This is a genomic window from Pseudanabaena sp. UWO311, assembly GCF_006937785.1.
Taxonomy (GTDB): domain Bacteria; phylum Cyanobacteriota; class Cyanobacteriia; order Pseudanabaenales; family Pseudanabaenaceae; genus Pseudanabaena.
The window spans coordinates 30,428-55,338 of the sequence record NZ_SJEE01000001.1; the positions used below are offsets into that span (position 1 = coordinate 30,428).

19 protein-coding genes and 1 tRNA gene are annotated in these 24,911 nt (G+C 42.2%); 6 read left to right on the forward strand and 14 right to left on the reverse strand.

Features of this window, described 5'->3' with window-relative positions; genetic code table 11:
* Positions 1 to 166: 166 nt before the first annotated feature.
* The 5 genes from PseudUWO311_RS00145 to uvrB all read right to left on the reverse strand — a co-directional run bounded on the left by PseudUWO311_RS00145 (position 167) and on the right by uvrB (position 5,047).
* Positions 167 to 814: a retron system putative HNH endonuclease gene (locus PseudUWO311_RS00145; protein WP_142653069.1), complete on the reverse strand. Its 648-nt coding sequence runs from the start codon at positions 812 to 814 to the stop codon at positions 167 to 169.
* A gap of 233 nt (positions 815 to 1,047) precedes the next feature.
* Entirely contained in the window at positions 1,048 to 2,358 is a 1,311-nt protein-coding gene (locus PseudUWO311_RS00150) for an AAA family ATPase (RefSeq protein ID WP_142653070.1), read from the reverse strand.
* Between the two features lie 15 nt (positions 2,359 to 2,373).
* On the reverse strand, positions 2,374 to 2,784 hold the full coding sequence (locus PseudUWO311_RS00155) for a putative toxin-antitoxin system toxin component, PIN family (protein WP_142653071.1): 411 nt from the start codon (positions 2,782 to 2,784) through the stop codon (positions 2,374 to 2,376).
* Positions 2,774 to 2,995, reverse strand: a complete 222-nt coding sequence (locus PseudUWO311_RS00160) for a hypothetical protein (protein WP_142653072.1) — start codon at positions 2,993 to 2,995, stop codon at positions 2,774 to 2,776. Before PseudUWO311_RS00160 ends, PseudUWO311_RS00155 begins: the two co-directional genes overlap by 11 nt.
* Positions 2,996 to 3,043: 48 nt before the next feature.
* Entirely contained in the window at positions 3,044 to 5,047 is a 2,004-nt protein-coding gene (gene uvrB, locus PseudUWO311_RS00165) for an excinuclease ABC subunit UvrB (protein ID WP_142653073.1), read from the reverse strand.
* Between the two features lie 258 nt (positions 5,048 to 5,305).
* On the opposite strand from uvrB, the gene PseudUWO311_RS00170 reads away from it, so the two are divergent.
* The 3 genes from PseudUWO311_RS00170 to gloB all read left to right on the forward strand — a co-directional run bounded on the left by PseudUWO311_RS00170 (position 5,306) and on the right by gloB (position 7,269).
* A complete protein-coding gene (locus tag PseudUWO311_RS00170; protein ID WP_142653074.1) occupies positions 5,306 to 5,908 on the forward strand; it encodes a vWA domain-containing protein in 603 nt (200 codons plus the stop codon).
* Between the two features lie 72 nt (positions 5,909 to 5,980).
* The gene (locus PseudUWO311_RS00175) at positions 5,981 to 6,433 is read left to right on the forward strand and encodes a salt stress protein, Slr1339 family (protein WP_142653075.1); all 453 of its coding nucleotides are present in this window, start codon (positions 5,981 to 5,983) and stop codon (positions 6,431 to 6,433) included.
* Between the two features lie 65 nt (positions 6,434 to 6,498).
* Positions 6,499 to 7,269 (forward strand): hydroxyacylglutathione hydrolase, encoded by a 771-nt coding sequence (gene gloB / locus PseudUWO311_RS00180; protein ID WP_142653076.1) that lies wholly within the window; start codon positions 6,499 to 6,501, stop codon positions 7,267 to 7,269.
* 97 nt (positions 7,270 to 7,366) lie between these two features.
* Here gloB and PseudUWO311_RS00185 read toward each other — a convergent pair.
* Positions 7,367 to 7,438, reverse strand: a tRNA-Gln gene (locus tag PseudUWO311_RS00185).
* Positions 7,439 to 7,605: 167 nt separating this feature from the next.
* Positions 7,606 to 10,164 carry a mannose-1-phosphate guanyltransferase gene (locus PseudUWO311_RS00190; protein WP_142653077.1) on the reverse strand — a complete coding sequence of 853 codons (2,559 nt, stop codon included), beginning with the start codon at positions 10,162 to 10,164 and terminating at the stop codon, positions 7,606 to 7,608.
* A 66-nt stretch (positions 10,165 to 10,230) separates the two neighbouring features.
* Between PseudUWO311_RS00190 and pyrF the strand changes: the two genes are divergently transcribed.
* Both pyrF and PseudUWO311_RS00200 read left to right on the forward strand, forming a co-directional pair.
* Entirely contained in the window at positions 10,231 to 10,944 is a 714-nt protein-coding gene (gene pyrF / locus PseudUWO311_RS00195; protein WP_142653078.1) for an orotidine-5'-phosphate decarboxylase, read from the forward strand.
* Positions 10,945 to 11,088: 144 nt separating this feature from the next.
* A complete protein-coding gene (locus tag PseudUWO311_RS00200; protein ID WP_142653079.1) occupies positions 11,089 to 11,529 on the forward strand; it encodes a hypothetical protein in 441 nt (146 codons plus the stop codon).
* Positions 11,530 to 11,579: 50 nt separating this feature from the next.
* Here the strand turns inward: PseudUWO311_RS00200 and PseudUWO311_RS00205 are convergent, their stop codons facing one another.
* From PseudUWO311_RS00205 to purN, 6 genes are all read right to left on the reverse strand, one after another.
* Entirely contained in the window at positions 11,580 to 11,942 is a 363-nt protein-coding gene (locus PseudUWO311_RS00205) for a DUF2237 family protein (RefSeq protein WP_142653080.1), read from the reverse strand.
* The gene (gene def, locus PseudUWO311_RS00210) at positions 11,933 to 12,493 is read right to left on the reverse strand and encodes a peptide deformylase (RefSeq protein WP_142653081.1); all 561 of its coding nucleotides are present in this window, start codon (positions 12,491 to 12,493) and stop codon (positions 11,933 to 11,935) included. The genes PseudUWO311_RS00205 and def overlap by 10 nt, the downstream gene beginning before the upstream one ends.
* A gap of 84 nt (positions 12,494 to 12,577) precedes the next feature.
* Positions 12,578 to 12,811 carry a hypothetical protein gene (locus PseudUWO311_RS00215; protein WP_142653362.1) on the reverse strand — a complete coding sequence of 78 codons (234 nt, stop codon included), beginning with the start codon at positions 12,809 to 12,811 and terminating at the stop codon, positions 12,578 to 12,580.
* A gap of 496 nt (positions 12,812 to 13,307) precedes the next feature.
* A complete protein-coding gene (locus tag PseudUWO311_RS00220; RefSeq protein ID WP_142653082.1) occupies positions 13,308 to 16,664 on the reverse strand; it encodes a response regulator in 3,357 nt (1,118 codons plus the stop codon).
* Positions 16,665 to 17,109: 445 nt separating this feature from the next.
* A complete protein-coding gene (locus PseudUWO311_RS00225) occupies positions 17,110 to 18,606 on the reverse strand; it encodes a UDP-N-acetylmuramoyl-L-alanyl-D-glutamate--2,6-diaminopimelate ligase (RefSeq protein WP_142653083.1) in 1,497 nt (498 codons plus the stop codon).
* Positions 18,607 to 18,782: 176 nt separating this feature from the next.
* Positions 18,783 to 19,352, reverse strand: coding sequence for a phosphoribosylglycinamide formyltransferase (gene purN, locus PseudUWO311_RS00230; RefSeq protein ID WP_142653084.1), 570 nt, complete (start codon positions 19,350 to 19,352; stop codon positions 18,783 to 18,785).
* Between the two features lie 195 nt (positions 19,353 to 19,547).
* On the opposite strand from purN, the gene dusA reads away from it, so the two are divergent.
* The gene (gene dusA, locus PseudUWO311_RS00235; RefSeq protein WP_142653085.1) at positions 19,548 to 20,567 is read left to right on the forward strand and encodes a tRNA dihydrouridine(20/20a) synthase DusA; all 1,020 of its coding nucleotides are present in this window, start codon (positions 19,548 to 19,550) and stop codon (positions 20,565 to 20,567) included.
* 63 nt (positions 20,568 to 20,630) lie between these two features.
* On the opposite strand, the gene PseudUWO311_RS00240 is transcribed toward dusA, so the two are convergent.
* Positions 20,631 to 24,902 carry a PAS domain S-box protein gene (locus tag PseudUWO311_RS00240; protein ID WP_142653086.1) on the reverse strand — a complete coding sequence of 1,424 codons (4,272 nt, stop codon included), beginning with the start codon at positions 24,900 to 24,902 and terminating at the stop codon, positions 20,631 to 20,633.
* Positions 24,903 to 24,911 lie beyond the last annotated feature (9 nt).

Here is a 24,911-nt window from a genome sequence, read left to right on the forward strand (position 1 = left end):
TCGCTTAGAGGCTAAGCAATATGGCAATCTTTGATAAAACTTACCTGAATTCTCGGTTTTAGGACGACCAGTTTGAGCTGCCAACCCATTTACCAAGACAGGTTGCGATCGACTTGCCACTCATGCGATCGCGCAAAGCCTTAATTTTGTCTCGATAAGGCTATATCTAGCCTGAGTAGGAAATATAAAGCAGATGATCTTCTGCTCCTTTACTTAACGCCCAACGGATTGTCGTAAAGAACCTCGGATAGTTCTCTTTTCCATTATCAAAATATTCTGCGGCTAATTGCTTTTCGATTATAGTTGGATCAATTATTCCGTCATCATAAGAGTCAAGTTCTTCTTCTATTTTCTTAATTACCGCTAATCTCAGTGTTTTCAATCGCTCAACATTCAGCCCTAATGTTTGAATAGTGAATTGAGCAACTGCAACAGGAATGCCCACTTTCTCACAATTAGCTTCATCGGGTAAAATTTCACCATCTTCCCTTTTAAAGCGAAATAATCTTGCTGTGGGTAGCTCTAGGGGATTTAATAAACGCCCATCAGGAACAAAATTAGCTTTGGCTTTACCACAACAGGGATATTTGTGAGGTAATTGCGAATTATCAATATTTTCATCCTCAATAGCCCCTGGCAGCTTACAAACGGCTAACATATTTTGCCAATCAAGATCATAATTTTGCTCACGGGTTGATTGTTCGCAGGGAATAAAATGCTCAACTGAACAAAATTTTTCTCGAATCCGAGTTTCACAATAAGCGCAAATGCCCTTTTGATCTGAGACTAAGGTGCTTTGAATTGCTGACTTCAGATCGGATTTTTTACTTGCGTGTTTGCCCCACTTTCTGAGTTGACTTGTATATCGTTGTTTATATTAGACTTAATCGGAAATAAAACAGCCAAAATGCCATCAAACTCTTATGCAGTAAGCATTTTATCGATTTCTTGGGTGTTTCTGAAAACCTTGTGTAGTAAGGCTTTCACTTATTTCCGATTAAGTCTATTGTGTAAGCTCATATGGCTCTGGGGATTTGAGGACTTTTTTCATGCATTAACTTTTCTCTGTAACCGATGGATTTGCATATCTGCTCTAATCAAATCAGGATCAAAATGTTCCCAATCCTGTAATCTGTCACGAAGCTGTTTTGCTTCTTCTAAGTTACCATTATCGATCGCATCAAAAAGTGCCGTTAATGTCCGTGATTCTTCAGTGTCTGGACGTAATTTTTCTAGTCCCAAAACATCACGCACTATGTCTGAACTTGATCTACCTCTAGTTGGGGTAGGACATTCTTTGATTTGATAGTTTTCTAAAATTTTGACCTGATGACGTTCTACAGTGGTGACAATTTCGGGGCTATGGGTGGTGGCAATAATTTGCGTATTAGGAAATACTTTGCGGAGGTTAGGAATAATTTTTTGTTGCCAAGTTGGATGTAGGTGTAAATCTAGCTCATCAATCATTAATACTGCTTCAGCTTCTAATGGGTTTTCCATCTGTGGGTTTGCCTGTGCTAAACGTCTTGCAAAGTCCATCACAAGGGCTAACATATTGCGATATCCTGAACTTAATTGGTTAAGCGATAGTTCAATTTTTTCGCCTGTTTCAGTTTCCCATTCAACCATAAGTTGTGCAGAAGCTTTTTGAGTAAAGTAAACACGAGCATTTGGTGCAATGATTGTGGAAATTGCTTTTCGTATTTGCCGTAAATCCGAAAGTTCAAAATTAATATCCCCTCTTTTTTTTCCTTCTCTCAGTTCTTGTAGTTCTCTCACAAAAAACCAGTTAGATAAATCTGTAAAATCTGCAATTGCATCAAAAGTATTTGTTAAAGCTCCAAATCTATCAAAAGATTGATTTGATAGATTGTCAAGATCGATAACATCTGTTAAATTGCGATTTCCTTTATAGTAGGCTACAAGAAACATTTCATATTGCAAATTATTTTTTAGTTCATTTATCTTTTTAAATGAACTTGTTTGATTAGAGTAGTCACTATTATTCTTTCTTTCTAATCTTTTATTGTCATCATTATTAAATGGTTTTGTATATATAACTTGCCAGCTTTCAGAATCTGTAGCTGACACGGCAAACTCTACTGCGTTCTTATGAATTGTGTCATTTTTTTTGATTGGTAAGTCTCTTTGAAAAATTGGTGGTACATCGGAAAATATTGTATTTACAGGTTCTTGAAATTTTGCCACATAGGGGTATATAGCAGCAGCGATCGCATCTAATACAGTACTTTTACCAGAGCCATTGTTGCCAACGAATATATTGACATCTGGATTTAAGTTGACCGTTAGATCTTCAAAGCATCGAAAGTTTTTAATCTGAACTCGTTGAATGTGCATTTTGATTGTTTTTTATTAAAGCTCAAGAAAAGCGGCTGGCGTGATGATTGGAATACCTCGAAAGGGATGTAAAACTAATAAATCGCGATCGCCTGATATCAAATAATCAGCTTTGCCATTTACGGCTAATTCTAGGAATTTATCATCTTTAGAGTCTCGACAGGCAATGACTGGTTCATTAATTTCAACTAATTCCGATTGTTGGGTAAGTTGAGCGATAAATTCTGAACGAATTTCTCTGTCTACATATTTGTCAAATTTTGGACGATTCATTACTTTTTGTAATTCTTCGATAGTAGCAACAGAAATCAAAATGATACCTGAATGTCTAATTAATTTCACTACTCGGTCAGGAACTGATGAGGCAATGAGGATACTACTGACTAATGTATTTGTATCTATGACAAATTTTAGTTTAGATGTCATCGCTCAAGATCTCGTCTAGGATTTCTTGGGTTAAGCCATTTACTTGTGCTTGTGCTTGCATTTCTTGAATGATTTCTTCTAGCGATCTCCTATTTATAAATTGTTTGAGTGAACTATTGAGAATAAGCTGCATTTTTTTTCGTTCCATCAAGTTTGCCTCTTGATAGGCTCTAGCAATTTCTGGTTCGACTTCGATACTGATGGTTTCCATGATTTACCTCTAATCTAATCTGAATAAATAAAGATTAGTTTTCTAAAATTATACTTTTCCAAGTAAGCGATCGCGCAGTAACTTAATTTTGTCGCGAAAGGCAGCAGCTTGCTCGAATTCTTGTTTCTTGGCAGCATCTTTCATTTGGGATTCCAGTTCTCCTATTAAAGAGGGAATATCATCAAGGGGAATCTCTTTGGCATTGTTTACGACATATTCAAGCTGACGTTCATTGAGACGGCGTGATACCGAGAGAAAGTCTAAGATCGAATTGCCTTCAATGGATTTGACAATTGAGGTTGGGGTAATCTGATTATCTTGGTTATACTTGGTTTGAATACGGCGGCGGCGCTCAGTTTCGGAAATGGCTTTTTCCATGCTATTTGTCATGCGATCGGCATACATAATTACCTGTCCGCCAATGTTTCGCGCCGCTCGTCCAATTGTTTGAATCAGCGATCGCTCTGCTCTTAAGAAGCCCTCTTTATCTGCGTCCAAAATTGCCACTAGCGAAACTTCTGGCAAATCTAAACCTTCACGCAGTAGGTTTACACCAATCAATACATCAAATGTACCTCTGCGAAGATCTTGCAGAATCTCAATCCGTTCAATTGATTTAATGTCTGAATGTAGATAGCGCACTAAAAGATTTCGCTCTTGAAAATATGTAGTCAAATCCTCAGCCATCTTCTTTGTCAGAGTTGTGATTAGGACTCGTTCCTTACGCTTAATCCGTTCTTGAATCTCATGATAGAGGTCGTCCACTTGTCCCTCGGTCGGACGCACAAATATTTCGGGATCGATAACGCCAGTTGGTCTAATAATTTGTTCGACAACTTGTTCTGAAACTTCCATTTCCCAATCCCCTGGAGTCGCAGAAACAAAAATGCATTGCTTGACCATCTCCCAAAACTCATCAGCCTTGAGTGGACGGTTATCCGCAGCACTTGGCAAACGGAATCCATGATCGATGAGGGTCATCTTTCTGGCGCGATCGCTATTATACATTCCGCGAATTTGAGGGATAGAGACATGAGACTCATCCACAATTAGCAACCAATCATCTTTTGGGAAGTAATCTACTAAACACGCTGGCGATTCACCAGCTTGACGACCTGCTAAATGGCGCGAATAGTTTTCGACTCCATTACAAAAGCCGACTTCCTGCAATAGTTCCAAATCGTATTTTGTGCGTTGTTCTAACCGTTGAGCTTCGAGTAATTTTCCTGCATTAGTTAATTCTTCAAGTCTTGCTTCCATCTCTTCTCTGATTTCTGCGCAGGCAATCTCTAAGCGATCAGTAGGAGTAACAAAGTGACGCGCAGGATAAATGTTCAAAGCTTCTAAACTTTGCAAAATCTCGCCAGTAACTGGATCAACATAGCGAATTGCTTCGATCTGATCGCCAAAAAACTCGATCCGAATCGTGCGATCTTCGTAGGCTGGCCCAATTTCTAAAATGTCACCCTTGACGCGAAATTTACCGCGTCCCATTTCGATATCGTTGCGCTCGTACTGCACATTGGTTAGCGATCGCAATAATTCTCGCTGGTCATATTCCACACCTACACCCAAGGGTATTGAGGCTTTGAGATATTCTTCAGGAATACCCAAACCATAGATACAGCTTACTGAGGCTACTACAATTACATCCTTGCGCTCAAAGAGCGATCGCGTTGCTGAATGCCGCAGCATATCGATCTCATCGTTAATCGAAGCGGTTTTCTCGATGTAGGTATCCGTTACTGGGATATAGGCTTCAGGTTGGTAGTAATCGTAATAACTGATGAAATATTCGACAGCATTATTAGGAAAGAATTCTCGCAATTCGTTGCAAAGCTGAGCCGCTAAGGTTTTGTTATGGGCAAGTACCAAGGTGGGCTTTTGATATTGGGCGATCGCATTGGCCACGGTCATGGTTTTGCCTGTCCCCGTCGCACCCAAAAGTGTCTGATAACGCAATCCTTTTTGTAATCCGTCAAATAATTGGGCGATCGCTTTGGGTTGATCGGCGGTGGGTGGCCAAGGTGTACGAATGTCAAACAATGCCATGAGCTTAGAAGGTATTGGGAAAGGGAGCAAAATTAGCGATCTCTATCATATCAAACCAAAATTTAAGGTGCTAAAAGCAAAAGCCGCCAAGAACTCAAGTTCTTGGCTAAAAGCTAAAGTCGGTTGAAACCGACTGAAAAAGTGCAACCCGTTTTAACGGGTTTTAGCTCTTAGCCTGCACTTGAGTGCAAGGCGTTTGCTTCCATGTCACATCAGATATAATTTAAGTCAGTTCACATTCTTGCTAAGGAGTTGTATATGCTAGACAAGCGCGACTATACCCTAATCATCGATAAAAGTGGAAGCATGTCAAACACTGACAGAGGCACTAACAAAAGTCGGTGGGAAATTGTCAAGGAATCGACGCTTGCCCTTGCGCGTAAATGCGATCAGTTAGACCCAGATGGGATTACGGTGTATTTGTTCTCAGGGAAATTTAAGCGATACGACAATGTGTCGGCAGTTAAAGTTGAGCAAATCTTCCAAGAAAATGATCCGATGGGCGGTACGAATTTAACCGCAGTACTGCAAGATGCTGTTAATCAATACTTTCAGCGCAAAAAGGCTGGTCAAGCTAAGGCTGGGGAAACCATTCTAGTGATTACTGATGGAGAACCAGATGATCGTCGTTCTGTGTTTGAAGTCATCATCGACGCAACGCGCCGTCTCAATTCAGATGAAGAATTAGCAATCTCTTTTATTCAAGTTGGCTCCGATGCTAGTGCCACTGATTTCCTCAAGGCTTTAGATGATAAGTTGCAGAGCATCGGAGCGAATTTTGACATTGTGGATACGATTACACTTAGTGATATGGAAGATATGACACTTGCGGAAGTGTTAATGAGCGCGATTAGTGATTAGGCTATTAGCTATTGGCTATTGGTGTTTCCCAAAAAATAAATATAAGCAAATTTATAGATATAAATTAATCAAATGGAATCTCTTGAGTCCATTCTTTCGGATCTTCAGGGCAAGTATAAAGATCCAGAAACTAGTAAACAGGGTAAGGACGAGAAGTCAACGTCTCAGTCACCCAATCAAAACAATAGCCCAACGATCGCACCAGCTGCCAATTCTTTGGATAACCTGCTAAATGATTTGCGGAATAATTCACAAAGCAAATCACAAAACTATGTGCCTGATTACCAATCTCAGCAGGTAATCCCCGAAGTTAAACAAAAACCTACTTCACCAGTGATCGATCGCGATTTACAGCAGATTGCTAATCAGCAAAAAGTCAAAGATCAAGAAGAAATCACAAAAACTGCAACTGAATGGTTAAAAAAGCTCGATCCGCTTGGTGGTGAAGGCTTATGGTTTGAGGAGTTCGCCAAAAACTATCCTTCACGATTAGAAGCTGCGATCGCACTACTTCAATCTCAATAATTGTTAATAAGCTTTGCTTCGCTAAGCTTATTAACAATTTGTACATTATCCAACTGAGAGATTCTATGAATATTTACCGTTTAGCCGTTCTCAGTGACAACTACGTCTTTGTCTTGCATGATCCTGCTAGCAATACAGCAGCAGTAGTTGACCCTGCTGTACATGAACCTGTTCTTGCTAAATTAGAAGAATTAGGGGCAAATTTAGTTGCAATTTTTAACACCCATCACCATAGCGATCATATTGGTGGAAATAATGCGCTCATTAAAAAATTCCCTGATGCAATTGTTTACGGTGGAGAAAAAGACCGCGATCGCATTCCCCATCAGCAAGTATTTTTAAAAGGTGGCGATCGCGTTACTTTTGGCGATCGGGAAGCGCAGGTGTTTTTTGTGCCTGGACATACCTACGCCCACATAGCCTATTACTTTGAGCCAAGGGGTGACCAAGGTGGTGAACTATTCTGTGGTGATACTTTGTTCGCAGGTGGCTGTGGGAGATTGTTTGAAGGCACTCCAGCGGAAATGCTTAACTCACTCGATCAATTGCGTCAACTGCCCGATGATACTCGCGTCTGGTGCGCTCATGAGTATACGCTTGGCAATCTCAAGTTTGCTCTGACAGTGGATAGTGATAATCCTGATTTACAAGAACGGATGACTACAGCAACCGCAATGCGACAAAGAGGTGAAGCAACTGTACCAACCACAATTGGGCTGGAAAAACGGACTAATCCATTTATGCGCTGGGATTTTCCTGCAATTCAGCGATCGGCTGGTATTGAGATTCCTGAGCGAGTATTTGCCAGAATTCGCGGTAAAAAAGATAATTTTTAGCAAATAGAACCCAGAACTTGTGTGGCGGGCGTAGCCACGCCACACTAAGGCAAATGGAATAAAAAAGCTCCTCATTGAGGAGCTTTTTTATTCGGAACTGGGGTGCAAGGATTCGAACCTCGGAATGTCTGGACCAAAACCAGATGCCTTACCACTTGGCGACACCCCAATAATACTATTGTATTTTGGTGTGATGCGTTTTTCAAATCTCTTTGATTGTGCGGTAATTACTATAGCAAAGGGAGGCAGGGTTTTGTCAACCCATTTCCAAAAAATCTTTTAGCACAATTCGTAATTCGTAATTCGTAATTAATCAAGAGTTTTTTTGACAAGTACTTAATTGTCTAAAAGCACAGAATCTTTGGATAGGGCAACTTGAATCTTGCAGAACCCATCAATATGACTGCAAAAATCTTCAATATTGCGCTCAGCCCATGCTTGTCCACTACTCAATGGCGTATCAAATCCATTCGCGAAAACATGCACAAGTGGATCACCAGCGTCAGGTAAAACTAAAACCCAATCACGATCGCTATAAAAAACTTTCACCCCATCAATCAGCTCAATTTTTTCGCGTCCATAAGATTCGACTAAATGGCGCATGAGTGTACCTTTGATGCTCCAAGGACAGCGGACGGTCTGTTTGCGAAAATGACAACGGGGCAAATGTACACGTACTTGCGATAGCGATCGCTTTTGCAGCGTAATCCATTCCATGATCTTGGCAATGCTAAACATCGCATCAAAACCAGGATGAAGCTGCGGGAAGATAAATCCCATTTCTGCTGAACCACCAAGCACTACACCTTCATAGCTATGGCAAGTCGCCATCAAAGCTGTTGGATTGGCTCGGGTACGAATCACTTTGCCCCCATGCTTTTCTGCTATCAGTTCCACCATACCTGATGCAGAGACAGGTACAACGACAGTGCCCCCATTCTGAGAAGTCAGTACCATTTCCACCATTAATCCAGTTAAAGCTTCATCACGGATAGGTTTGCCTAACTCATCAATTAAGATAAATTTCTCACCATTAGCATAGACTTGCACACCAAAATTTGCCCGTACCGCCTTGACTACATCAGTTAACTGAGTCAACATTTTTTCGCGATCAACTGGTGCTGGGGCGACTTCATTGAGACTGGCATTGAGAACTACAACATCAGTACTAAATTTGCCTAATATTCTCGGTAAAACTGCGCCTGACACCGCATATACATAGTCAATAACGATTTTTTTACAATCACTAAACCTAATTGCCTCAACGTCAATATTTTTTGCAAAGCCGCTATTGTAATAATCTAAAACGCGAGTGGGATAGCTAATTTCACCAATTTCTTCAATTCTTGCCCTACGAAAATCTTCTTTAAAAAATGTGCCTTCAATCTTTTTTTCTGCGGATTTGTTGATATTAATCCCATTAGCATCAAGGAACTCAATCATCACGCAGTCGTTACGATCAGGATGTACGCGCACATGGATACCACCCACAACACCAAGACTAGGTGCTATAAATCTTGAAATAGGGATCGCTGTTGCCTCAAGGTTTTCCACATTGATGCCCACGGACATTAATCCTGAGATTAGAGATCGCGTTAACATTCGGCAAATCGTGCGTTGATCTCGCGAAACCATCACATGAGAGTTGGGGCGGAGAGTAGCACCATAGGCTGCACCAAGCTTGACCGCAAATTCTGGCGTAATATCTACATTGGCTAAACCAGACACGCTATATTGCCCAAACAAATTACGCGAGGCCATTGCTCCCCAAATCAAGTTTGTGGTTAGGGTTGCACCTGCTTCTACATGTTTGCTCGGCCAAATTCGCACATTCGGGAAAACTCTTGCCTCTTCACCGATGACTGAGTTGGAACCAACCACTGCGCCCTCCATTACATGAGCGCGGCGACTAATGCGAGCATTGCGGGAGATCGTGCAAGCCCAAAGGTGACATTCTTCGCTAATCATGGCGCTATTGCCAATAATCGGACGCTGGAGATCGCAATCTGTGCCAATCGTGACGCGATCGCCGATGATAGTTCCTGCGGAAATTTTGGTGCGATCGCCAATGGAGCAATTACTGCCAATCAGCACAGGTGGTTCAATCTGGACGGTAGGCGAAATAACGGTATGTTTGCCAATCCACAACCCTGTCCGTAATTGCACATAATCTAGATCTAAGTGAACTCTCCCTCTGATCGCATCATACTGGGCTTGTCGATAGGCATCTAAGGAGCCAATATCGCACCAATAACCATTGGCAATATAGCCGTACATCGGCACGCCTTTAGACAGTAAAAGGGGAAATAGATCTGTAGAAAAGTCGCTTGGTTCATTGGCTGGCAAAAAATCTAAAACTTCAGGTTCAAGAATATAAATACCTGTGTTGACTGTATCGGAAAAAACTTCGCTCGTTGAAGGCTTTTCTAAGAATCTTTGAATACGATCCTGTTCGTCAGTAATCACTACCCCAAAAGCCATGGGATCGCTTACTCGGCGCAAAATCAAAGTGGCTTGTGATTTCTTTTGGCGATGAAATTGGAGTGCAGCTGTGAGATCAAAATCAGTAATACTATCGCCACTAATGACTATAAAAGTACTATCTAAAAGACTTTCCACATTTTTGACGCAACCAGCGGTTCCCAGTGGTTGATCTTCTTCAACCACGTACATCATGTTTACGCCAAAATCCGAGCCATCACCAAAATGCTCGCGAATTACATCGGGTAAGTAATGCAATGTGGCAATTACTTCTCTAATGCCGTGACGCTTAAGTAAATTAAGAATATGCTCGGTAATGGGACGATTTAGCACCGATACCATCGGTTTTGGCATATCGCAAGTAAGTGGGCGCAATCTCGTTCCTGAACCGCCTGCCATCAATACCGCTCGCATAGATCCTCCGAACGACAATACGTAATAGGATTAGGCTCTAGTATCGTTCAAATTTGCGATAAAGCAATGAAAATAAACCTTAATCCTGAAGCAGATCCCCAAGCAAAAATTATTGTGGCGTTGGATGTCCCTTCTGCTAACGAAGCCCTAAATTTATGCGATCGCCTACCCCAAGTAAGTTTCTGGAAAGTTGGACTAGAGCTGTTTATCGCCGATGGTAGTACGATTTTGCGCGAACTGAAGGCAAGGGATAAAAGGGTATTTCTAGATTTAAAGCTGCATGACATCCCCAATACAGTTGCTTCGGCATGTCGAGTAGCGACAAAATATGGTGCGGATTTCCTAACAATTCACGCTTCAGGGGGAAAAGCCATGATGAAAGCTGCACAAGCCGAAGTCCAGGGATCTTCAACGCAACTTTTGGCGGTCTCGCTATTAACGAGTATTTCTAGCGTCGAATTGCAGTCTGATTTACTAGTACCTCTAGAAATCCCTGAATATGTCGCTAAATTGGTACTTTTAGCCAAAGAGAGTGGACTCAAGGGTGCGGTCTGTTCGCCGCATGAGGTGACGAAGCTGAGATCGCTTCTTGGCGATGACTTTTGTTTCGTTACGCCTGGGGTTCGTCCCCTAGGAGCCGCTGTTGGCGATCAAAGTCGAGTGATGACTCCCAAAGATGCGATCGCTGCGGGTGCGAATTACTTAGTAATTGGTAGACCGATTACAGCTGCACCTGATCCTGTTTTAGCGTGGGATCAAATTTGTAAAGATTGTTTGTAGATGCCAATGGTTCATCTCAACAATGCTGCATCAATGTATCGCGGTTTATATCTAAGCCCTACCACTGCGAGTTAGTATCCAACAGCTAAGCAAGCTAACTTAAAATTGCGATCGCAAATTCGATTAATTTCAACCAAATAAATCATGAAAAAATTAAACTCCATTATCCTTACCGCCTGTGTCCTATTTGGTTCAGGTTTAGTTTGGAAAACTATGCCAGCTTTTAGCGCTCCAAGTGCAGATGCAGGTATGAAGAGTGTTGTTAAGGCTGAAGCAGACATTGCACCAGAGACATTGGCTCAAAAGTTGAATTTGACTGCTGACCAAAAACAAAAGGCTTTGAAGATCTTTACTGAAAGCACCAAAAAAATTGCTCTATACCTCACTCCTGAACAGCGCAAAAAGTTAGAGGCATCATTAAAAGCAAAGCAAGGGTTTGGAGCTACTCTTCAAAGTTTAAACTTGACTGCTGATCAAAAGAAGAAGATTGCAGTTGTAATGATGGAGCGTCGCAGTCAGTTTGTTGGTATTCTGACGGCTGAACAGAAGAAGAAATTTGAAGCGTTAGCTCCTATCAAGAAGTAATAACAATTCGCGCTCTCACAAAAGGCTCGCTTTGCGAGTCTTTTATGTTTTTAAATTGAGTGTTGTTGTAATTGCTCAAGAGACACAATTTTTAAAGCAGCTTCATGGGTGGCAGCAAGATCTACGGGTGGAGCAACACCTGCTTCTAATGCTTCCTTCCATCGCGACGCACACAAACACCAGCGATCGCCTGCATTTAGTCCCATAAAATTAAACATTGGTGCGGGTGTTCTTAAGTCATTGCCTTGAGCCTTGGTGAAATCTAGAAATTCATCAGTAACTTGAGCGCAGATAACATGTATCCCAAGATCTTGATCGCCAGTTTGACAAAATCCGTCGCGATAAAATCCAGTTATTGGCAATGAGCAGCATAGCGCCAGATTTTCGCCCAAAACATTTTTGATTACTGCCATAATTTTTGATATTCAGCTTCCGTAGCAAGATCGAGAGTATTTTCGACGCGATCTAAAAATACTTTTCCTTCAAGATGATCATATTCGTGTTGAAAGATTCTTGCCACAAAATCAGTTAGTTGCGAAACTTGCCGATCGCCTTGCCGATCTGTATATTCAACTTCGATTTGGCGATCGCGAGGCACGAGCCCACGAATCATCGGTACTGAGAGACAACCTTCCCAACCTTTTTCAGTTTGTCCTGAATAGGAAATAATTTTGGGATTGATCATTGCTGTTGGTTCCATCTGAGGAGCATTTGGATAACGCTCATTAGGGTGAGATGCAATGATAATTAACTGAAGCGATCGCCCAACTTGAGGAGCGGCTAAGCCCACACCCTTGCTTTCTTTTAGGGTAATTAGCATCTCATCAATTAACTGTTGAATTTCGCGATCACTTACATCTGAGATCGGCTTAGCAATCTCACTCAAAGCTGGATTACCGAGCTGATAGACAGTGAGTTTTTGGGTTTTTTGATTAAATATTTTGTGAAGCGATGGGGCAAACATAAATTAATTCATTACCTATGGCATTTGTCATGTAAAGACCGAATAATTTTTTATAAAACTTGCTTTGCAAAGTCTTATAAAAAATTATTCAGGCTTTAATGGATTTGCTTCGTATGCAAGAATATCGATCAAAGCATCAGCTTCAGCAACTGATAGACGCGCTTTTTGGTACTCATCTTCAAACTTAGCATTGGCTGTTGTGTATCCCTGCATGATCATAATCGCAAAATATTCACGTTTAGTCATTCCTTCAATAAGGCTATCTGTATCTCGGTTATAACCAATTGGAAATGCACTATCACTGCGTCTGGTTGACATATATTGTTTTCCTAACAAAATATCAAGGCATATTTTAGCATCAACAATCTCAGACTGAACTATTGATCGCACCATCGTGCAAAGCAACCGCATAAAAATAGTAAGGGGGAACTTCACCAAATATTTATTTGCATAGCTGTCACCAAGTGTACTAGGACATAAAACCCAAGAATTGGTTAGCGGCGCTCCGCGCCGCTAACCAATTCTTGGGTTTTGATTTGTCCTAAGACAAGTGACATTAGCTGTATAGCCAAAAAAGAGATAGATAGGACAAACCAAAACCCAAAAACAAAGTGGTGGCACTTCGAGCCACCACTTTGTTTTTGGGTTTTATGTCTTACCGTAAATCTTTTTCGCTATGCGTGGTTATGACAAGCTATCAAACTTGACTTGGGTTAGTGCCGCGATCGCATCTTCTAACCTGATCGCTAATATTGCTCAAGCCGTGCCCCCTAGTGTTGCCAATGGTCAAAAATGGCTTGTAATATCACATAGTTTAACTATCCACAAAAAAAGTAAGTACAGTTTCATCAACCCCTTTAAGCTTAAGCGGTTCACGCTTACGAAGCTCCTCATCATTAAGATAATCTGCAACCGCTGCTGAGACAAGAATGCAATCAGGTTCTGCTGCCGATTGGATACGAGCAGCAATATTTACAGTTGGTCCGATCGCTGTATAGTCCGATCGCTCCGCACTACCAAACATCCCCACCACTGCCGTACCTTGATGAATGCCGCAGCGAAATCTGACTGTGGGAATGCCCTGAACTGCCCATTGTTCATTGAGTTGAGCCAGCGATCGCTGCATATGTTTAGCTGTCTGAACGGCTCGGCGCACTTGTTCGTTAGGGCTACAATCTTCAGGCGCACCAAACAGAGCCATAATACCATCACCCATAAACTTATCTACCGTGCCACCATTGGCAAAAATTGCTTCTGTCATTGCACCTAGATATTGATTGAGCAACTCAGCAACACGACGCGATCGCAAGGTATTCGCAAGGGAAGTAAAGCCGACAATATCTGTAAAGAGAACTGTGATCATTCTTGGTTCAGGACGCAAATCAAGACTGAGTTCACCTGTGGCAGCTTTGGAAACCAGACTGGGAGGAAGGAAACGCTTAAGAACTGATTCGGTGAGATAGAGATTAAGTTGAGCTACGCGGCGCTCATTGGTTTTGAGAGCGAGTAAATTCCGAACTTCTGCTAACAATTCGCGATCGTTAAAAGGCTTGGCTAGATAGGCATCAGCACCCATTTCTGTACCTTCAATGCGAGTCTCTTCATTGGCTTTAGCAGTTAACAAAATCATCGGAATTCCCGATAATTCAGGATCTTGGCGAATCATGGCAATTAAGTCCAAACCAGAGACTTGAGGCATCATCAAATCGGTAACGATTAGATCAGGTCGATGTTCTTGAGCTTGAGTGTAGCCATGAGCACCATTATGTGCCGAGATCACACTATAGCCAGCCTGATTAAGAACCCGTCGCAAATATCCCCGTAGATCACGATTGTCGTCAACGATTAAGATTTTGCCAGTAGTAGTATGTGGAGATTCTTCATGTTCACTATCAGTAATGAAACTATCTTCTTCTAAACCCAAGTCAGTTTCTAGATCCGCAAGTTCCACTGAGGCTCTCGATATTTGGAGATCGGCAGGTAAGTTAGTAACTTGATCGGTGGGCAAATGTTTTTTACCTGTGGGAATGGAGATCATAAAGGTAGTCCCATAACCATAGTCTGAGGTAACGGAAATGTTTCCCCCATGCAGATCCACCAATTCTTTGACCAGCGATAAACCTAAGCCACTACCCTCATAACTACGATTAACGGAACCTTCAGCTTGACGAAATCGATCAAATAGAAATGGAATTTGATCTTGGCGAATACCAATCCCAGTATCATGCACGCTAAGAATACAATGGTCACCATCTGGATCAGCTGAGATATCAACAGTAACGCTACCGTTACTGGGTGTGAACTTCATCGCATTAGACAGCAGATTGTAGAGCACCTTATCAAACTTCTCTAAGTCTAGATAGATTTCTGGACATTCGCTAAACTTACTAAACAGGTGAATATTTTTGCGATCGCAGTAGGGACGAAACGCATCGATAGTTTGGCTCGTAAATTCGATCAGATTGCAAGGACGGAAACAAGCTTGCATTTTTCCAGCATCAAGGCGTTGTATATCTAGAAGTTGATTAACCAGACGCAGCAACCGACGACAGTTTCGTAGAGCAATCACCGATTGTTCAAGTGGGAGTGATTGGGATTTCTCGATCGCTGATTCTAATGGCCCAATGGTAAGGGTGAGGGGAGTACGGAATTCATGGGAGAGATTCTGAAAAAATTCGGTTTTTTGGCGATCAAGTTCAAGAAGTTGCTGTGCTTGTTGGCGAGTTTTTTGAAAGAGATTAGCCTGTTGCACTGCGATCGCCGCTTGAGCTGCCACAGCTTGCACCAAAGATACTTCTTCAGGTTGCCATTGTCGTGGCAGACTATTTTGACGCATAGAAATACTGCCAATAATCTTGCCATCAGATAGCAGTGGAACCATGAGCAGCGATCGAGCAATGGAACGTAATGGCAAATCAGTGATATTCCATTCTGGATTTTCTTGTAAATCCGAGATGGCGACGGGTTGCTTGGTTTCAATTAAAGCTTGAAAGACGGGATTAACGGAGATATTCGCAATCGATTGCGGCAATACTGGTTCGTTCGGATTTGACCGATCATGAACTACCTCATTAGGATCGAGTAAATGTAAACCGACACAGCGTAAGTAATGCTCATCTTCTGTCCATAAAGATAAAGCACAACTTTCCGAATTTAAGGCTTGACCTAATTGCTGGGTAATTGACGCAAAAATCTTTTGAGGATCGAGACTGGAGCGGATCGTACTTGTAATCGTATTGAGCAAAGATTCCCTTTTTGCCAGTTCTTGAATGCGATCATAAGCTCTGGCGCGAGAACTAACGATCGCGGCTTGATCGGCTGCTAATTCAATCAAGGCTAATTCATCACTACTCCACAAATGCGGACTTTCGCAATGATAGAGGGCTAACATCGCTAAGCATTCTTGCTGGACTTCAAGGGGAACAAATAAAACTGATTTGATGTTTGCTTTAGCATAGATAGATTTATCAGTTTCCGAAACACGCTGATCGTCCTCAATATTACTAATTGCGACAATCTGCGATCGCAGGGTGAGAATCTTCGATAGCTGAGGCAAACTAGCCATTGGGTGACTGCAATAGGCAAAATAGTCTTCTGAAAGTATTCTTGCCTCAGATAGTCGTAAAATGCTGCCAGAAACTTCAAAATTACGGGCAATAGATTCAGCGATCGAGGCAATAATTTCCCGATATGGTGCGGCACTATCTACTGATGAGGCGATCGCGTTCAGGAGTGATTGTTGGCGCAGAGTGCGACGTAGCTCAGCAGTTCGATTTCGCAGGACATTATGAGTATCAATGGCTTGGCTTACTACATTTCTGAGTTCTACTTCGTCCCAAGGCTTGGTGACGTACTTAAAAACCTTACAAGTGTTAATCGCCTCAACCAAATCCTCAACATCGGTATATCCTGTAAGAATAATCCGCATTGTGTCAGGATATTTGACCGCCATTTGACTCAAAAACTCAGTTCCACTCATGATCGGCATTCTTTGATCAGAGATAATTACGGCGACTTCCCCTTCGTGATCAAGCAATTCCAACGCTTCCAAGCCACTATTGGCTCGCAAAACTTGATAATCTCGATAAAAAGTCCGAAATAGCAAATCCAAGTTATCGGGTTCATCATCGATAACTAGTAACTTAGGTTTGGGGGCGATTTGCGAACCCATGGAGCTACTTCTTCCTAAAAATTTTGATGCTTGAATACTCTGGGTTTAAAGTATCAGAGAACACTAATCTGAATGAGCTTGAAATTGATAAGCTCAACTTGGTTTTGAATATACTTCCTTTTGCATCATAACCGATACTCCTTACGTGTTTTTGCCTAGTAAGTAATACCAAAACACAAAATGGCGTAGCCATTTTGTGTTTTTAAAACCCTTACAGGGTTTGTTTTTTAATTCACAGAAGTGTGACAACACTTCTGTGAATTGGTGGAATTAAACGTAGGATGGGTTAGCGATAGCGTAACCCATCATTGACAACTAATTGATGCGTTACGTTTCACTAACGCATCCTACATTTAATTAACCTTTCCTACACATGTGACCAACAACTAATAAAAACAAGAATCTATGCTGCGAACAAGGATCGCCATATAGATTCTTGTTTTTATTAAGCCAAGTTGTGGCGAAGGATTAAAGCTGATTGAGCCTCTTCGCGATCATCAAAATGGATTTTTTCTCGCCCAATGATTTGATAGTCTTCATGACCTTTTCCAGCGATCAGAATTGTATCGCCTGATTGAGCTTTCGCAATGGCTGTTTGGATGCATTTATGCCGATCGCCTTCAATAGTCATTGGCTTATCACCTATATCGGCTTTGACTCCAACTACGACATCATCCAAAATTTGTTGGGGATCTTCAGTACGGGGATTGTCAGAAGTTACATAAATGCGATCAGCTAGTCTGGCGGCGATCCCACCCATTAACGACCGCTTGGTGCGATCGCGATCGCCTCCACAACCAAACACACAGATTAATTCTCGCTGGGTAAAGGGACGCATCGCCTTTAATAGGTTTTCGAGACTATCAGGGGTATGCGCATAGTCCACCACGACCGTCACATCTTGATCGTCGCTTACCTGTACCCTTTCTACTCGTCCAGGGACGTTTTTAAATTCTGGCAAGCGGCTGACCACTTCGGCAAGACTCATCCCCATATGCAAAGCCGTTGCGATCGCAGCCAAGATATTCTCGACATTAAACCGACCAACTAGCGGTGAGTTGAAAGCGATCGCTCCCTGTGGTGTGTGTAATGTTCCCGTTGCGCCATTGGGCAAGTAGGTCAAGTTTCCGGTATAAAAATCGGCTTGGGAATTACTAATGCTATAAGTCCAAATTGGTTTGTCGCCGATCATTTGCACCAAACGCTGTCCAAAAGTATCATCAAAATTGATAATCGCTCTACCTTGCAAATAAATATCGCCAAATAGCAAAGCCTTTGCCTGAAAATAGGATTCTAAGTCTTTGTGATAGTCCAAGTGATCTTGGGTCAAATTGGTAAATACCGCCACCTCGAAGGGGCAACCTAATACACGCCTTTGGTCTAAAGCATGGGAGCTAACCTCCATCAAGCCTACGTCACAACCTGCGGCGATCGCATCAGCAAGTTGCGCTTGTAAATCTATAGCAAAAGGTGTGGTATGGCTTGCAGTCTTAGAATAGCCAGCCCAACGGGTATAAAGTGTCCCAAATAGAGCCGATGCATATTGGGTTTGCAATAAAAACTCGATTAGGTGCGTGGTGGTCGTTTTGCCATTTGTTCCTGTTACGCCTACCAACTTTAGTTTTTGAGCAGGATAGTCATAAAATGCTGTTGCAATTTGGCTGCAAGCGACAACCACATCGTCAACGGCGATCGCTTTAGCTTGATCTTGCTCAGATAAATTGCCAAAAGCTTCACGGGAAATAATTGCTGCGATCGCTCCCTGTGCGATCGCCTGTGGTGCAAATTTGCCACCATCCACCTGTGTCCCCGTCATCCCGATAAACAAGTCCCCAGCTTGACAAGCCCGCGAATCTGTAATTACACGCTTTATTTCTAGCCCGTCTAGTTCAGGCTGAGAATTTTGATAACCAGCTAACGCTAGCAATTGTCCTAAACGCATAATTTCTCGATCCTACTCTCAAGCACAAAATATCCAAGAATTCTGACATGAAATCTTGATTTGTGACAACTAGATCAAACCAAAAGCAGCAATACTCAATATGAAACCGATTTTTATAATGAGAATTGCTGAACCAAAAGGAGAAGCGGCGCTTTGCGCCGCTTCTCCTTTTGATTTTAATGGCTATATTCTGCGATCGCCTCTGGGTAAATAATATGCTCTTGAACTTGGATGCGCTTTTGGAGATCCTCTAGAGTGTCTTCTGGCAATACAGGAACCGCAGCTTGCTTGAGAATTTTGCCGCTATCAACTTCGAGGCTGAGTAAATGTACAGTGCAGCCCGTAACCTTGACCCCATAGTTAAAGGCTTGCTCGATCGCATGAATACCTTTAAAGCTTGGTAATAAACTAGGATGAATATTCAAAATTCGCTCTGGGAAAGCATCAATTAAAACTTGGGTAACGATTCGCATCCAGCCAGCCATGATCACCAAATCGACATTGTACTTTTCGAGAATATTGATGATTGCGAGATCCAGGGCTTTACGGGATTTGTAGTCTCGATGATTGACTAAAATTGCAGGAATACCATACTTTTCAGCGCGTTGACGGGCAAATGCATCAGGTTCGTTATAGATGACAACTGCGATTTTAGCTTTCAGTTCTCCATTTACGATCGCTTGAGCGATCGCTTCCAAATTACTGCCACTTCCTGAAGCTAATACAGCCAACACCTTTACGCTCACAAATCTTCGAGGCTCCTAAACAAAAAATGCAGACACAAGTTTACTATATAGAGGCAGTGATCCCAATTCACAAAAGTGTCATCACACTTTTGTGAATTAAAAAACAAACCCTGTAAGGGTTTTAAAAGCACAAAATGGCTGTGCCATTTTGCGCTTTGGTATGACTTGAGCTGCATCTATATAGCTGATTCCGCCATGACTAGTCTATCGAAATTATCGCTTGCTACTCCAGCAGTGCGCGATCGCCTCCAAACCTATCCCCTCAGCATCGCGCCGATGATGGATCGTACTGATCGCCATTATCGCTATTTCATGCGCCAAATCACGAGGCGGACTTTGCTATATACAGAGATGGTAACCAGTGCGGCAATTAAGCATGGCGATAAAGACTATCTATTAGGATTCTCTCCGCTGGAAAATCCCCTAGCTTTACAAGTGGGCGGAGACAATCCTCAAGATCTCGCAGAATGTGCGAGGCTTGCCGAATCGATGGGTTATGACGAAATTAATTTGAACGTCGGCTGTCCTAGCGATCGAGTTCAGAGTGGGCATTTTGGGGCTTGCTTGATGAAAACTCCCGATCGCGTGGCGAAATGTATTGAAGCCATGATCGCCGCCGCTACAATTCCAGTTTCAGTTAAGCATCGCATCGGAGTCGATGATTTAGATCGTTACGAAGATATGCAAAACTTTGTACGGATTTTGTCAGAAGCAGGTTGTCAGCGCTTCTCAGTTCATGCAAGGAAGGCTTGGTTGCAGGGGCTAAGCCCCAAAGACAATCGTGAAGTTCCACCTTTGCGCTATGCCGATGTGCATCGCCTAAAGGTGGAATTCCCACATTTATTTATTGAAATCAATGGTGGATTTACAACTCTAGAGCAGGCTCATGAACAGTTACAGTATGTCGATGCCGTGATGATTGGTCGTGCAGCCTATGACAATCCCTATCTGTTTGCGATGTGCGATCGCGAGTTTTTTGGTGAAGAAGCTCCTATTCGTAGCCGTGTTGAGGTTGCCGAAGCGATGATTGCATATATTGATCAATGGACAGCGAAAGGATTGAGGTTACATAAAATCACTCGTCATATGCTGCAATTGTTCCACGGTCAGGCTGGTAGTCGGATCTGGAAACGAATTCTTACAGAGAAATCTTGTATTACTGGAGCAGGTTCTGAAGTAATTCGTGATGCGATCGCTGCCGTTAGTAGTTTGTGACCAAACCAAACCCATATTTTTGTAAAAGCCATGCGAAGCATGGCTTTTACAAAAATATGGGTTTTACTTCAGTACAAAGCTCTGCATGTTTGGTGAGTGAATGGGAATTGAGAGCAAAAACTCAGTAAACTCGTTTAGCTCGCTGTTAATCACCAATGTCCCTTGATGTTGCTTAACGATAATGTCATGGGTAAGCGAAAGCCCCAGCCCTGTTCCTTCCCCAGGAGGCTTAGTTGTGAAGAATGGGTCAAGGATTTTAGAGCGGATCTGAGGGGTAAGACCACAACCATTATCACGAATGCGGATTTCTACTTTATCTTCTACCAGTTGAGTAGAAACTGTGAGGCTAGGTATGTATGTACTAGGTCGTAAATCATCTTCACTTAACTGCATCTGCTTAGAGCGCATCGCATCATAGGCATTATCGATTAAATTAATAAACGCTCTCATGAGAGTGTTAGAAATTATGTCAACTAGTCCTACTTCTGGATCATAGTTGGTGTGAATAGAGACATTGAAGTTAATATCTTGTAACCGTTTGCTATGAAAGGCTAGTTTCAGGGCTTCATCAAGCAAGGTATTAAGTTTTGTAGGCTGCATTGGAGCAGGTTCGCTACGGGAATGTTGCATCATGCTATCAATAATCTCTGCGGCCCGGAGGCTATGTCGATGGATCGTAGAGGCATTTTCCTGTAAGTCGATGATTAGAGTTTCGATCGATGAAGCTGTTTGGGGATCTTGAACCAAAAAGATTGGCTGTAGAATCTCTAGTAGTTCTTGAGATAGATCAATAGAGCCTTCAGCATAGTTTTTGACAAAGTTAAGAGGGTTACGCATTTCGTGGGCGATGCCTGCAGTGAGTGTACCTAACGAGGCAAGCTTTTCTTGAGCAATAATCCGCTCTTGAGCGCTTTTGAGCTCATTAGTGCGTTCTTGGACACGTTGCTCAAGAGTTTGGGAATAGTCTTCGAGTTGATGATTAGCTTCCTCTAGCTTACTGTTTAATTGAGATAGTTCTTGCAACAGGCGATCAAGCTCTAGTTCAGCTCGCTTGCGATCGCTGATATCAGTGTGTGTTCCCAACATGCGCAATGGCTGTCCATTATCGTCCCATTCTACAATTTTACCAAGCGAGAGAATCCATTTCCAGTCACCATTTTTAGTGCGATGACGAAACTCTACTTTATAATGCGGAAGCGCACCATTAACATAATCTCGATAAGTTTTTGCAACTATTGCCAGATCATCTGGATGGAGTCTTTCAATCCATCTAGCTCTAGTTTCCTGTAGCTCCTCAGGGCTATAGCCTAACATAGTGGCATATTCTGGACTGACAACAGTTTCTCCAGATTGAGGATTAAGGTCATAGAGTCCTTGATTGGCTGCGGTCAAGGCAAGGCGTAAACGTTCTTCACTGTCTTGCAGAGATATTTCTGCTTCTCGACGTGCTGTCACATCTCGATTACTGATCACCACACCTGTGATTGAGCCATCGACTTCAAAATAAGGAGAATAGGTTGCACTAACAAATCGATTACCTGCCTTCTTAAAATAGAACCAATCCCCGTAATCAGTTGTTTCGCCTGTAAGACATCGATCAAACCTTGGCTTGACAATGTTTTGGAACGTGTCATCGCCCATGACATCACAAATAGAAACACCAACAATCTCATTCAACTGTCGCTCATTCTGATCTAAATAAATTTGATTGACCAAGCGATACGTATAGTTTTGGTCAACCAGAGCCATCCCGACTGGAGCGATCTCCACCATCCGCTGAAATTGTCTCAAGACAATTTCAGCTTGTTTGCGATCGGTAATATCACGCACTACACCGACAATTCTGAAACCATCACCCTCTTCTTTCTCAACAACTTTTCCATTTACAGCGACCCAACGTATCTCGCCATCATTACGATTAATCCGATATTCAATGTTGTAAGGGGAATGTGTAGTAAAACTATGATAAAGAGACTGAAACACTCGTTCTTGATCTTCGAGACGAACTAATTTTAGAAAGGCTTCACGATCTCCAGGAAATGCTCCAGCCTCATAGCCAAAAATGGCTTCTGTCCTTTCCGACCAGATCCCTGTATCTAAGTTAGACTCCCAAGTTCCCATCTCCATCACTTCGAGAGCCAGTTGTAACCGCAGTTTCTCTGACTGAAGTTGTTGCTCTGAGCGTTTGCGATCGCTAATATCTTGAATAATGCCAATAAAATACTGCGGTTCTCCACTGTGGTTTCGAGCTAATGAGACAGCCAAATTCGCCCAAACAATCTCACCATCTTTGCGGATATACCGCTTTTCCATCGTAAAGCTTTGTAGTTCTCCTTTGACCAAAAGTCTGGATTTTTCGTCGTCTTTAGCAAGGTCGTCAGAATGAGTTAATTCGGCAAAAGATTTAACTAGCAATTCTGTTTCTGAGTACCCCATAATGTCGCAAAATCTTTGGTTGATTTGCATATATCTCCCATCCAAGCTATTTTGGCAAATCCCAACGGCCGCTTGATCAAAGGTAGCTCGCAAACGTTCATTACTATCGCCAAGGGCTATTTCAGCTCGTTTGCGATCGCTAATATCTTCATAACAGCCGAGAATCCCGATTACCTCTCCTTGAGAATTTGTTAAAGGGATTTTGCTATTACGAATCCAGATCTGATCCCCATTTAGATTTCTAGTGAGTTCTTCATATCCCAATTTTGGGGTTTTAGTCTCTATGATTCTAGCGTCATCAGCACGGTAGAGATTAGCCCAATCATTCCAAGGTAGCTCAAAATCAGTTTTGCCGATAATTTGTTCTTCAGTTAGCTGATAGTCGTTGGCAAATGCTGGATTACAGCCCAAAAAACGAGACTGTCGATCTTTCCAAAAGACTCGTTGGGGAATAGTGTCGAGTACTAGCTGCAACATATTACGCGATTCTTGCAGGGCTTGAGTTCGTTCTTGGACTCGCTTTTCTAGGGTGGAATTCAATTGTTGCAGGTTTTCTAAAGTCTGTAATCTTTCTAACTCAGCCCCAGCACGGGCTGCAAAAATTTTCAGTAATATCTCAGCACGTTCAGGATTAGCGATGGACTTACGACTGAGAATATTAAGAACCCCAATCGTTTCGTTAAATTCATTTTTAAGTGCAAGACCCATATAACTTTCAGATTCGTTTTGGACAAGAAATTCATCTTGAGGGAAATAGTCTTGAACATTTTTAGGACAGTAATAAATACCCTGCTTGATTACTTCAGCACATGGGGTATTAGAAATCTCATAGGTTACATTTGGCTGAAATTGTTGGTCATAATAGACAGCTAATGTTTCTAGACTTTTCCCAACCTTTTTGTTAATGCAGATATGCGATACATCCAAAGCAATGGCAATTTTCTCTGCTAAACAGACAAAAAAGTCTGCGCCAGTCACCGAAGCTGTACCTTCCATTAAGCTTTGGAGAGTTATTTCTGTCTGTTTGCGATCGCTAATATCTATAGCAATTCCAGCTGTGCCTAAGGGTTTATTGCGATCGCCAAAAACTGGGGTTTTAATTGTCTCAATCCATTGATGATTTCCATCGGCTGTAATTAGTTTTTCTTCAACCCGCTTTTGTTTGCCAGATCTCATGACCTCAAAATCATCGCTGCGATAGGATTCAGCTACGTCTTGTTCCCAAACATCTAGATCAGTTAGTCCAACTAATTGAGAAGAATCGTAGCCACAGGCTTGGGCGAATGGCTCATTAACTGCCAGAAATCTCCCTTCGCAGTCTTTGAGCCAAGCAATGTGGGGAATGTTATTTAGTAGTGAATATACCTGATTGTTTCTTTGCAGGACGAGATTTTCTAAATTGGCGTTTATTAACTCAAGTTGAGAGTTTGCTTGCTGAAGTGATACCTGCTGTTGGGCGATTTTTTTTTCTTGTTCGTAGCACCGCAGAGCTTCTGTCACCGTTAATTTAAGATCGACTTCACTCCAAGGTTTTGACACGAAGCGATAAAGATTACCTTGATTGACCACATTGGCTATAGACTCTGCACTTGCTTGACCAGTCAGCATGACTTTTAAGATCTCAGGATGTCGAGCATGAAGTTCAATCAAGACTTGATCTCCTTGCATGTTTGGCATAATTTGATCGGCAATTACTAGGGGTATTTCTATCCCATTCGACAATAGCTCTTCTACCAAAGTCAATGCTTCTTCGCCACTTTCGGCGACCTCGATCGCATAGTCGGGGAAGCATCTCATTAATTGACTTCTGAGGGTGATCAGAATATTAATTTCGTCATCCACGCAAAGGATTGTCATTCTATTCATTGTTTCATCACCTTGCTTCGCAAGGGTGTGCATATAAGAACG

Excerpts from the sequence above, each read along its gene's own strand:
- PseudUWO311_RS00150 (WP_142653070.1), bottom strand. The coding sequence starts at position 2,358 with ATGCACATTCAACGAGTTCAGATTAAAAACTTTCGATGCTTTGAAGAT.
- PseudUWO311_RS00155 (WP_142653071.1), bottom strand. The coding sequence starts at position 2,784 with ATGACATCTAAACTAAAATTTGTCATAGATACAAATACATTAGTCAGT.
- PseudUWO311_RS00160 (WP_142653072.1), bottom strand. The coding sequence starts at position 2,995 with ATGGAAACCATCAGTATCGAAGTCGAACCAGAAATTGCTAGAGCCTAT.
- uvrB (WP_142653073.1), bottom strand. The coding sequence starts at position 5,047 with ATGGCATTGTTTGACATTCGTACACCTTGGCCACCCACCGCCGATCAA.
- PseudUWO311_RS00170 (WP_142653074.1), top strand. The coding sequence starts at position 5,306 with ATGCTAGACAAGCGCGACTATACCCTAATCATCGATAAAAGTGGAAGC.
- PseudUWO311_RS00175 (WP_142653075.1), top strand. The coding sequence starts at position 5,981 with ATGGAATCTCTTGAGTCCATTCTTTCGGATCTTCAGGGCAAGTATAAA.
- gloB (WP_142653076.1), top strand. The coding sequence starts at position 6,499 with ATGAATATTTACCGTTTAGCCGTTCTCAGTGACAACTACGTCTTTGTC.
- PseudUWO311_RS00190 (WP_142653077.1), bottom strand. The coding sequence starts at position 10,164 with ATGCGAGCGGTATTGATGGCAGGCGGTTCAGGAACGAGATTGCGCCCA.
- pyrF (WP_142653078.1), top strand. The coding sequence starts at position 10,231 with ATGAAAATAAACCTTAATCCTGAAGCAGATCCCCAAGCAAAAATTATT.
- PseudUWO311_RS00200 (WP_142653079.1), top strand. The coding sequence starts at position 11,089 with ATGAAAAAATTAAACTCCATTATCCTTACCGCCTGTGTCCTATTTGGT.
- PseudUWO311_RS00205 (WP_142653080.1), bottom strand. The coding sequence starts at position 11,942 with ATGGCAGTAATCAAAAATGTTTTGGGCGAAAATCTGGCGCTATGCTGC.
- def (WP_142653081.1), bottom strand. The coding sequence starts at position 12,493 with ATGTTTGCCCCATCGCTTCACAAAATATTTAATCAAAAAACCCAAAAA.
- PseudUWO311_RS00215 (WP_142653362.1), bottom strand. The coding sequence starts at position 12,811 with ATGTCAACCAGACGCAGTGATAGTGCATTTCCAATTGGTTATAACCGA.
- PseudUWO311_RS00220 (WP_142653082.1), bottom strand. The coding sequence starts at position 16,664 with ATGGGTTCGCAAATCGCCCCCAAACCTAAGTTACTAGTTATCGATGAT.
- PseudUWO311_RS00225 (WP_142653083.1), bottom strand. The coding sequence starts at position 18,606 with ATGCGTTTAGGACAATTGCTAGCGTTAGCTGGTTATCAAAATTCTCAG.
- dusA (WP_142653085.1), top strand. The coding sequence starts at position 19,548 with ATGACTAGTCTATCGAAATTATCGCTTGCTACTCCAGCAGTGCGCGAT.
- PseudUWO311_RS00240 (WP_142653086.1), bottom strand. The coding sequence starts at position 24,902 with ATGCACACCCTTGCGAAGCAAGGTGATGAAACAATGAATAGAATGACA.